The 8,073-nt window shown below is 71.9% G+C and carries 4 protein-coding genes; 3 read left to right on the top strand and 1 reads right to left on the bottom strand.

The window, feature by feature from the left end:
* Window positions 1–609, bottom strand: a 609-nt coding sequence (locus EAO70_RS40470; protein WP_148005531.1) for an STAS domain-containing protein, incomplete at its 3' end; no start/stop codon positions are given.
* 576 nt (window positions 610–1,185) lie between these two features.
* On the opposite strand from EAO70_RS40470, the gene EAO70_RS26975 reads away from it, so the two are divergent.
* From EAO70_RS26975 to EAO70_RS26965, 3 genes are all read left to right on the top strand, one after another.
* Window positions 1,186–2,433 carry an NAD(P)/FAD-dependent oxidoreductase gene (locus EAO70_RS26975; protein ID WP_148005506.1) on the top strand — a complete coding sequence of 416 codons (1,248 nt, stop codon included), beginning with the start codon at window positions 1,186–1,188 and terminating at the stop codon, window positions 2,431–2,433.
* 649 nt (window positions 2,434–3,082) lie between these two features.
* On the top strand, window positions 3,083–4,408 hold the full coding sequence (locus EAO70_RS26970) for an aromatic ring-hydroxylating oxygenase subunit alpha (RefSeq protein ID WP_261993077.1): 1,326 nt from the start codon (window positions 3,083–3,085) through the stop codon (window positions 4,406–4,408).
* A partial coding sequence (locus EAO70_RS26965) for an amino acid adenylation domain-containing protein (RefSeq protein ID WP_148005505.1) occupies window positions 4,405–8,073 on the top strand: 3,669 nt, incomplete at its 3' end. The genes EAO70_RS26970 and EAO70_RS26965, both read left to right, overlap by 4 nt.

Here is an 8,073-nt window from a genome sequence, read left to right as displayed (position 1 = left end):
AGCCAGTCGAAGACCAGGTGGTTGTGCCGGCGGCCTTCCTTCAGGTCGACCTCGCGGAAGAGGCCCTGGTGGCTCATTCCGAGACTGACGTAGAGGCGCCTGGCGCTGGTGTTGTCCTCCCGGCACATGCACCAGAACCGGTGCCGCCCGAGGTCGTCGAAGCAGAAGGCCGCGGTGAGTTGGGCCGCTTCGGCGCCGGCGAGGGGCAGGTTGCGCGCCCTCGGGCAGGATCTCGAACGCGGTGAACGTGTCGGTGAGGTCGAGGAGTCGGGCGACCTGCGGCGTGAGGGCCGCGAGTGCGAAGCGGATCCCGGCCGCGGCCGCGGCGTGACGGGCCCGGAGGAACTCGTTGAGTCCGGCGCACGCGCAGAACCGGAGGCCGGAGCAGTCGACGACGAGAGCGTCCGGGGCGGGCGACCCGCCGAGGGCCGCGTCCAGGGCGTCGGCGAGCGCGGGAGCGGTGTCGCCGTCGACCTCACCCGCCAGGAGCAGGACGTGGGTCCCCGGGGGTACCGAGAGCTGCTGAACGCGGAGGCCCGGCGTCACCGCGTCCGGCGGGAGAACGGCGGTGTACTGGGCGGGGGTTGTCGACGCGTCGTGGAGTTCCATGCTGCCCCTTCCGGGGTCGGAGCCCTCCGCTCCCCCCGTGCGAGGGGATGGAAGTGCGCGGCCAGAAGGGCCGCGCGTCGAGGAGGTCCGTACCCGAAGCGCCCCCTCCACGGGGGACGCGGCAGCGCGGTAATCGCCAACGGCTACCACCACGGTACCGCTTGGGGCGAGCCGTGGGTCCCGGCCTGTCTGACGATGGGTAGGTTTGATCGATCAAAAGCCCGTGCCGCCGAGGTTTTGGTCCCCTTCTCGAAGCCTCCGCGCAATAGTGGTGCAGACTCGAATTAATGCAGCGTGCATCCAGTTATGTGAATAAGCGGAATGGCTTCTTCTTTACCCTTCCTTGGGGTGCCTTGGGGTCTTCATTTTCGGCTCATTTGCTTCGGTCAAATCACCCATGGTCGACCATAGTGGCGTGGAGTGATGAATTCCGCCGACTGAATATCGACCCTCCTGCATTACCTTCCCGTGGTGCGTGCTTGACCTGGATCTACCCCTTGCATAGCCTCCGTTTCGCGCTCGCGTTCTGACCAGGCCGAGCTTCAGGCCGTTAAGTCGACCAAGCAGGGGGAATCTATGTATGACGTCATCGTTGTGGGTGGCCGGTGCGCAGGATCGCCGCTCGCCATGCAGCTGGCGCGCCAGGGCCACCGGGTCCTCGTGGTAGACCGGGCCTCCTTCCCCAGTGACACGGTCTCCACCCACTACATCCACCAGGCCGGCCTGCTGCGGCTCCAGGAGTGGGGTCTGCTGGACGAGATCATCGCGGCCAAGACCCCCGCCCTCCGCAAGATGCACTACGCCTACCGGGGCATCGAGCTCAACGGTTTCGCGGAGCCCGTCGACGGCGTCGACGCCGTCTACTGCCCCCGCCGCACCGTCCTGGACGAGATCCTCGTCAACGCCGCCCGCCGGGCCGGCGCCGAGGTCATCGAGGGATTCACCGTGACCGACGTGGTCGTCTCCGAGGGACGCGTCACGGGCATCCGCGGCCGCGAAGGGGACGGCCCGGAGAACGAGTTCAGCGCGACGATCGTCGTCGGTGCCGACGGCTTCCACTCCACCGTCGCCAAGAAGGTGGGTGCGGAGCTGTACAACGTGCGCCCCGCCGCCGGCTTCGTCTACTACTCGTACTACAGCGGCCTCGAGTCGTGGGGTCTGCACCACAAGAACGGCTTCAACGAGAAGTGGTTCGGCACCTGGCCGACCAACGGCGACGTCAGCATGGTCGCCATCATCGGTGCCAAGCGTCACCTCAAGGAGTTCCGCCAGGACGTCGAGGCCAACTTCCAGGCCGTGATCGACGACGTCTCCCCGGAGATGGGCGAGCAGCTGCGCGACCTGGGCACCCGCGTCGAGGACTTCCGACCCATGCGCTACCCGGACAACTACTACCGCCGCGCGTACGGCCCGGGTTGGGCGCTGGTCGGTGACGCCGGCTACCACAAGGACCCCTACACCGGCTGGGGCATCACGGACTCCTTCCTGCACGGCGAGCTCCTCGCCGAGCGCATCCACCAGGGCCTCGCGGGCGAGCGGCCCATGGAGGAGGCGCTGGCCGAGTACAACAAGCTCCGCGACGAGGAGAGCGCCGGCGTCTACGACTTCACGACGACGCTCGGTGAACTCACCGAACTGCCGCCGTTCTTCAAGGCGACGATGAGCGCGATGAGCAAGTCCCAGGAGTGGACTGACAAGATGCTGGGACTGATCGGCGGCATCGTCCCGGACTACGAGATCTACGCGCCGGACGCCCTCGAGCGGCTCTACGACGACGCCGGCGTACCGGAGTCCGAGCGGATCTACGACCCCGCCGCCGGCTGACCGCCGCCCGCTGCCGGTTACCGCCCCCGGTGGCCGTATCACCGGCGGCCGCGCCACCGCCGGCCACGCCACTGCCGGGGGACTGACGGATCACGCGGATCACGGATCCTGGATCACTGGTACCGGATCCCGGATCCCGGATCCCGGGCCAGCGCCGCACCGCCCAGCGTCGGGCGCGGTTCCGTGCCGCGCTGGCGCCGGTGACGGGCGCACCCGCGAACGCCCGCTCCGTCCCACGCCGTTGCGCTCCGGATCCGCGACCCGACCCGTCCCGGCAGCGGTGTCCCGCGACCGCACCATCCGTCCGTCCGGCTCCCCGTGCCGGACGGATCCCCCCGACCCGTCCCGGCAGCGGTGTCCCGCGACCGCACCATCCGTCCGTCCGGCTCCCCGTGCCGGACGGATCCCCCCGCAGACCACGGGAGGCACCGACGACCGGCCCGCCCCCTTGCGCCGGTGCCCCCGGACGCGTCCGGGCGACCTCGGGTCCGCCCGGACGACCACCACTCTTCCCCTTCTCCAGCAGCACCCCCGTCACCCGCCGGCCAGGCGCGCGTGGCCCGGTGCGGCCCGTCCCGACGGGCCCCGGACCACGGCTGCGCCGGCACGGCACCACTCCATGTGCTTCGCCTTCGAGGGAGTCCCGCAGATGACGCGCGCGTCCAGCATGTTCGACCTCATCAGTGACCAGGATGAGGACAGGCCCTACTTCGAGACCGGCGGCATCGGCAGGTCGCACGAGTTCTACACGGGCGAGGAGCAGTTCCGCCGGGAGATGTCCCGCATCTACGGCCGGCGCTGGCTCCCGGTCGACCACGTCTCCCGGCTGAAGGAGAAGGGTGCCTACAGCACCCTCAACATCGGCTCCGGATCCATCCTGCTCATCCACGGTGACAACGGCATCCAGGGCTACCACAACTACTGCCGGCACCGCGGCTACAAGCTCGTCGAGGAGGCCACCGGCAAGCGTCAGAGCCTCGTCTGCCTGTACCACTGCTGGGTCTACGACCGGAACGGCAAGCTGAAGAGCCTCAACGGCACGTACATGGATCACTTCTTCGACAAGGAGAAGAACGGCCTGCTGCCCGTGCGGACCGAGGTCCGCTTCGGCGTGGTCTTCGTGGCGCTCTCCGACGACGCGCCGGACCTCGACGAATCGCTGGGCGAGTTCGGCGAGTTCGCCAAGGTCTACGACCTCGCCGACCTGGAGTGCGTCGAGGCCAAGGACTACCCGGTCGCCTCGAACTGGAAGCTCGTCGCGCACAACGTCAACGAGAGCCTCCACTTCCCGACCGCCCACAAGGACCTGCACCGCATCACCGACTTCGACGACGCGGGCACCTACGGCCTCCGGGGCGACATCGTCGGCGCCTGGCAGTCGATCCGTACCGGCTACAACTCCGTCTCCGTCACGGGACGCAGCGGGCGCACGCCGATGCCGAACGTCCCCGAGGGCGACCTCCAGAAGATCAACTGGATCACCATCCTGCCCAACCTGCTCTTCGGGTTCACCGCCGACTACGTGATGATGCAGTGGGTCTGGCCGGAGAGCCCCGGCACCTGCTTCGTCCGCCACTTCTGGCTGTTCCACCCCAGCGAGACCGTCAAGAGCGACTTCTCGCACGAGGACGTCTTCGCACTGTGGGACAAGGCCAACTACGAGGACTGGGAGATGTGCGAGCGGACCCACCGCGGCCTCTCCAACCCGCTGTGGACCCCCGGCCAGCTCTCGTACGACGAGGAGGTCGTCGCCCAGATCGACGCCTGGGTCCTGCGCGAGAGCGCCGACGCCCCCGAGGCCGGCAGCGCCGCGAGCGCCGAGGGTGCCGCGAGCGTTGAGGGTGCCGCGAGCGCCGAGGGTGCTGACGACGCCGGGGACACCGTGACCGCCTCAGCCGTCTCCGCCTCAGCCGTCTCCGCCTCCTCCGCCGCCGCGAACGACGAGGCCGCCGAATCCGGAAAGGCGGAGCGGTGAGCACGACAGCCAACTGCTATCTGATCGGCGGAACCCGCGTCCTCACCCAGTGCGGCACCCGGCTCCTCGACGCCGGTGTGACGATCGAGGGCGTCCTCAGCCGCGACCCCGCCGTCGTCGCTTGGGCGGACGCCCACGACGTCCCCGTGCACGACCCGGCCGGCGACCTCACGGCGCTCCTGTCGGAGCGGCCGTTCGACTTCCTGTTCAGCATGGTCAACTTCCGGATCCTGCCCGGAGCCGTCCTCGACCTGCCGAAGATCGCCGCGATCAACTTCCACGACGGCCCGCTGCCCCGCTACTCCGGCAGCCACGTGCCCGCCTGGGCCCTGTACGAGGGCGCCCCGCGGCACGCGGCCACCTGGCACCTGATGACCGAGGCCGTCGACGCCGGCGGTGTGCTCCTGGAGCGCTGGTTCCCGGTCCGCGACCACGCCACCGCCCTCTCCCTCACCTACGAGGCGGCCGAGACGGGCATCGAGCTGTTCGCCGACCTCGTCCCGCACGTCGCCCGGCGCACGCTCCCCGAGACCCTCGACACGAGCGGGCGTGAACGCCGCTTCTACCGCCGGTCCGCGCGCATGGCGGGCGGCGGCGTCATCCACGCCGGCACCACCGCCGCCGAGGCCGTACGCCTCGTCCGGGCCCTGGACCACGGCTCCTTCCCCAACCCGCTCGGCGTGCCCGCCCTGGTCACCGAACTGGGCGCGGTCTACACCCGGCAGGCCCGGCTGATCCCCCGCGACGACCCGCGCACCGCGACCACCGTCCTCTCCGTCACCACCACGGCCATCACCCTGGCCGCGCCCGACGCCGACCTCGTCCTCAGCGACTGGCGGGCCGTCGACGGCAGCACGCTCAGCGGCCAGGCCGCCGCCCAGCGCCTCGGCATCGCCGCCGGTGCCGCCCTCCCGGCCGTCTCCGAGGAGCGCCTGGCCGACATCGCCGAGGCCCAGAAGCGGCTGCGCCCCCACGAGCCGTGGTGGCGCGCCCGCCTGGACGACGTGCGTCCGGTGCCGCTGGCCGCCGAGGACTACTCCGCGGCCACCGCCCACTACGGGCACTACGAGCTGGCGTACGTCCCCGCCTCGCGGGACGAGAGCGTCGCCGTCCTGCGGGCCTTCCTCGCCGCCGTCGCCGAGCGCGTCGGCGACGAGGTCTTCGACTTCGCCTGGTCCCCGTCGGTCGCCCGCGTCCTCGCCGAGCGCACCCACGGGCTGACCGCCGCCCGCTTCCCCGTCCGCTACGACGGCGGGACCGCCCGCTCGCTGCGGGAGAGGCTCGACGAGGCCGCCGCCCGCCAGGGCTACGCCGGGGACCTCGAAGTCCGCCTGGGCATCGCCGGCCGGCCGCTCGGCGCCGACGAGCCGAGCTTCACCCGCGTCATGGTGCTGGAGCGGGATTCCGGCGAGGAGGCGTCCGCCGACCCCCACACCGAGATCGCCCTGCTGTGCCTGAACGACGGCCCGCCCACGATCTTCGTGCGGGAGACCGCCATGGGCGAGGACGAGGCCCTGGACTTCGTGGAGCGCGTCGAGGACCTGGCCATGGCGGCGCTCCTCCAGGGCGACGAGCCGCCGACCGAGTCCACCGACTCCGCCAGGTCCACTGATTCCGGCCGGTCCACCGACTCCGGCAGCGCCGCTGTCGCGGAGGAATCCGCCGGGGGCGCGCCCGAGGCCACCGCAGTGGAGTCTGCCGGGGCGTCAGGCGAGCAGACCGGCGGCCCGACCGTGCTCGACCTCGTCGCCGCCGCGGCCGCGGAACGGCCCGGAGCCGTCGCCGTCCGCGCCGGCAGGCGCACCCTCGACTACGCCGGTCTCGACGGCTGGGCGGACGCCGTCGCGGCCCGCCTGCACGACGAGGGCATCGAGCAGGGCTCGGTGGTCGGCGTCCTCCTGGAGCGCGACACCGCGCTGCTTCCCGCGATGCTCGGCATCCTGCGGGCCGGCGCGTCCTTCCTGCCCCTGGACCCGGGCTACCCCGAGGACCGGCTGCGGCGGTACGTGGACGTCTCGGGCTGCGAGCTCATCCTCACCGACGCCCGCACCCACGCGCTGGGCGCGTCCCTCGGGTCCGCGCGACAGGTGCCCGACGCGGACGGAGCGGCCCAGGCCGTACCCCCGCGGGTGACCGCCGACGACCTCGCGTACACCCTCTTCACCAGCGGCTCGACCGGCGACCCCAAGGGCGTCGAGATCGGCCACGGCGCACTCGCCGACTTCCTCACCGGCATCGGCGGACGCCTGGGCGTCAGCGCGGACGACACCGTCCTCGCCCACACCACGGTCGCCTTCGACATCTCCCTCCTGGAACTGCTGCTGCCGCTCACGGTCGGCGCGACGGTCGTCCTGGCCTCCCGTGAGACCTCGGCCGACCCGTACCGGCTGGCCGAGGTGGCGAGCGGGGTCTCCGTGGCCCAGGCGACGCCGAGCCTCTGGCGTCTGCTGCTGGGTACCGGCTGGAGCCCGCACGCCGGGCTGACCGTCCTCTCCGGCGGCGAGGCCCTGTCGCCCGCCACCGCCGAGCGGCTGCACGAGCCCGCCCGCGCCCTGTGGAACCTGTACGGCCCGACCGAGGCGACCATCTGGGCCGCGGCCCACCGGGTCGAGGCGGTCGGCACGTTCCTCCCGCTCGGCGAACCCCTGCCGCACATGGAACTGCACGTCCTGGACGCGGACCTGAACCCGTCCGGGCCCGGGAGCACCGGCGAGCTGTACCTCTCCGGCACCGGACTGGCCCGCGGCTACGCCGGACGGCCGGACCTGACGCGGGAGGTGTTCGTCGAGCACCCCGTCACCGGCACGCGGCTCTACCGCACCGGCGACGAGGTCCGCCTGCACGAGACCGGCGCGGTCGAGTGGCTCGGCCGGTCCGACGCCCAGGTCAAGGTGCGGGGCCACCGCATCGAGCCCGCCGAGATCGAGCGGATCCTGGAGCGCGTCGACGGCGTCACGGCCGCCGTGGTCGTCGCGGCGCGCTTCGAGGGCCGCGGCGAACTGCGGCTCACCGCCTACCTGGTGGGCGACGCCGTGCCCGGCAAGGCGCGGCTCGACGCCCTGGTCGCCGGCGCCCTGCCCGCCTACATGGTGCCGGACGCCTATGTGAACCTCGACGCCCTCCCGCTCACCGACAACGGCAAGGTGGCCCGCGCCGCCCTTCCGCTGCCCACGCGCGACACCATCCTGCGCTCCGGCGAGGAGCAGGAGCTCCCCGCCGAGCCGACGACGAGCCCCGAAGCGGAGCCCCTGGCGGCCGAGTCGCTGGTGGCCGAGTCCGTGGCGGTGGGGCCCGAGCCCGCGGTCGTCGCACCGGCCGCTGAGCCGGCTCCCGACGCCACGGCCGGGGACACCGCCGTTCCCGCCGGGTCCGCAGCCGAGGCCGCTATGACGGAGGAGGAGCTCGCGCGGTCCATCGCACGCGTCTTCGCCGCCACCCTGGACCACCCCGAATTCGACGTCCACGCCAACTACTTCGACCTGGGCGGCGACTCGGTGAACGTCACCATCGCCGCCGCGCGCCTGGGCGGTGAGCTGGGCGCCTCCGTCACCGCCCCCGCCATCTTCGCCTCGGGCACCCCGGTGAAACTGGCCCGCCTCCTCGGCGCCGAGGGCGTCGTACCGCTGCGCGAGCAGGAGACGGCGACGGGGGCCGTCTCCGTCTCC

Source organism: Streptomyces sp. adm13(2018), from assembly GCF_008042145.1.
In the GTDB taxonomy this organism is placed as follows: Bacteria; Actinomycetota; Actinomycetes; order Streptomycetales; family Streptomycetaceae; genus Streptomyces.
This window is presented reverse-complemented; position numbering and strand designations above follow the sequence as displayed.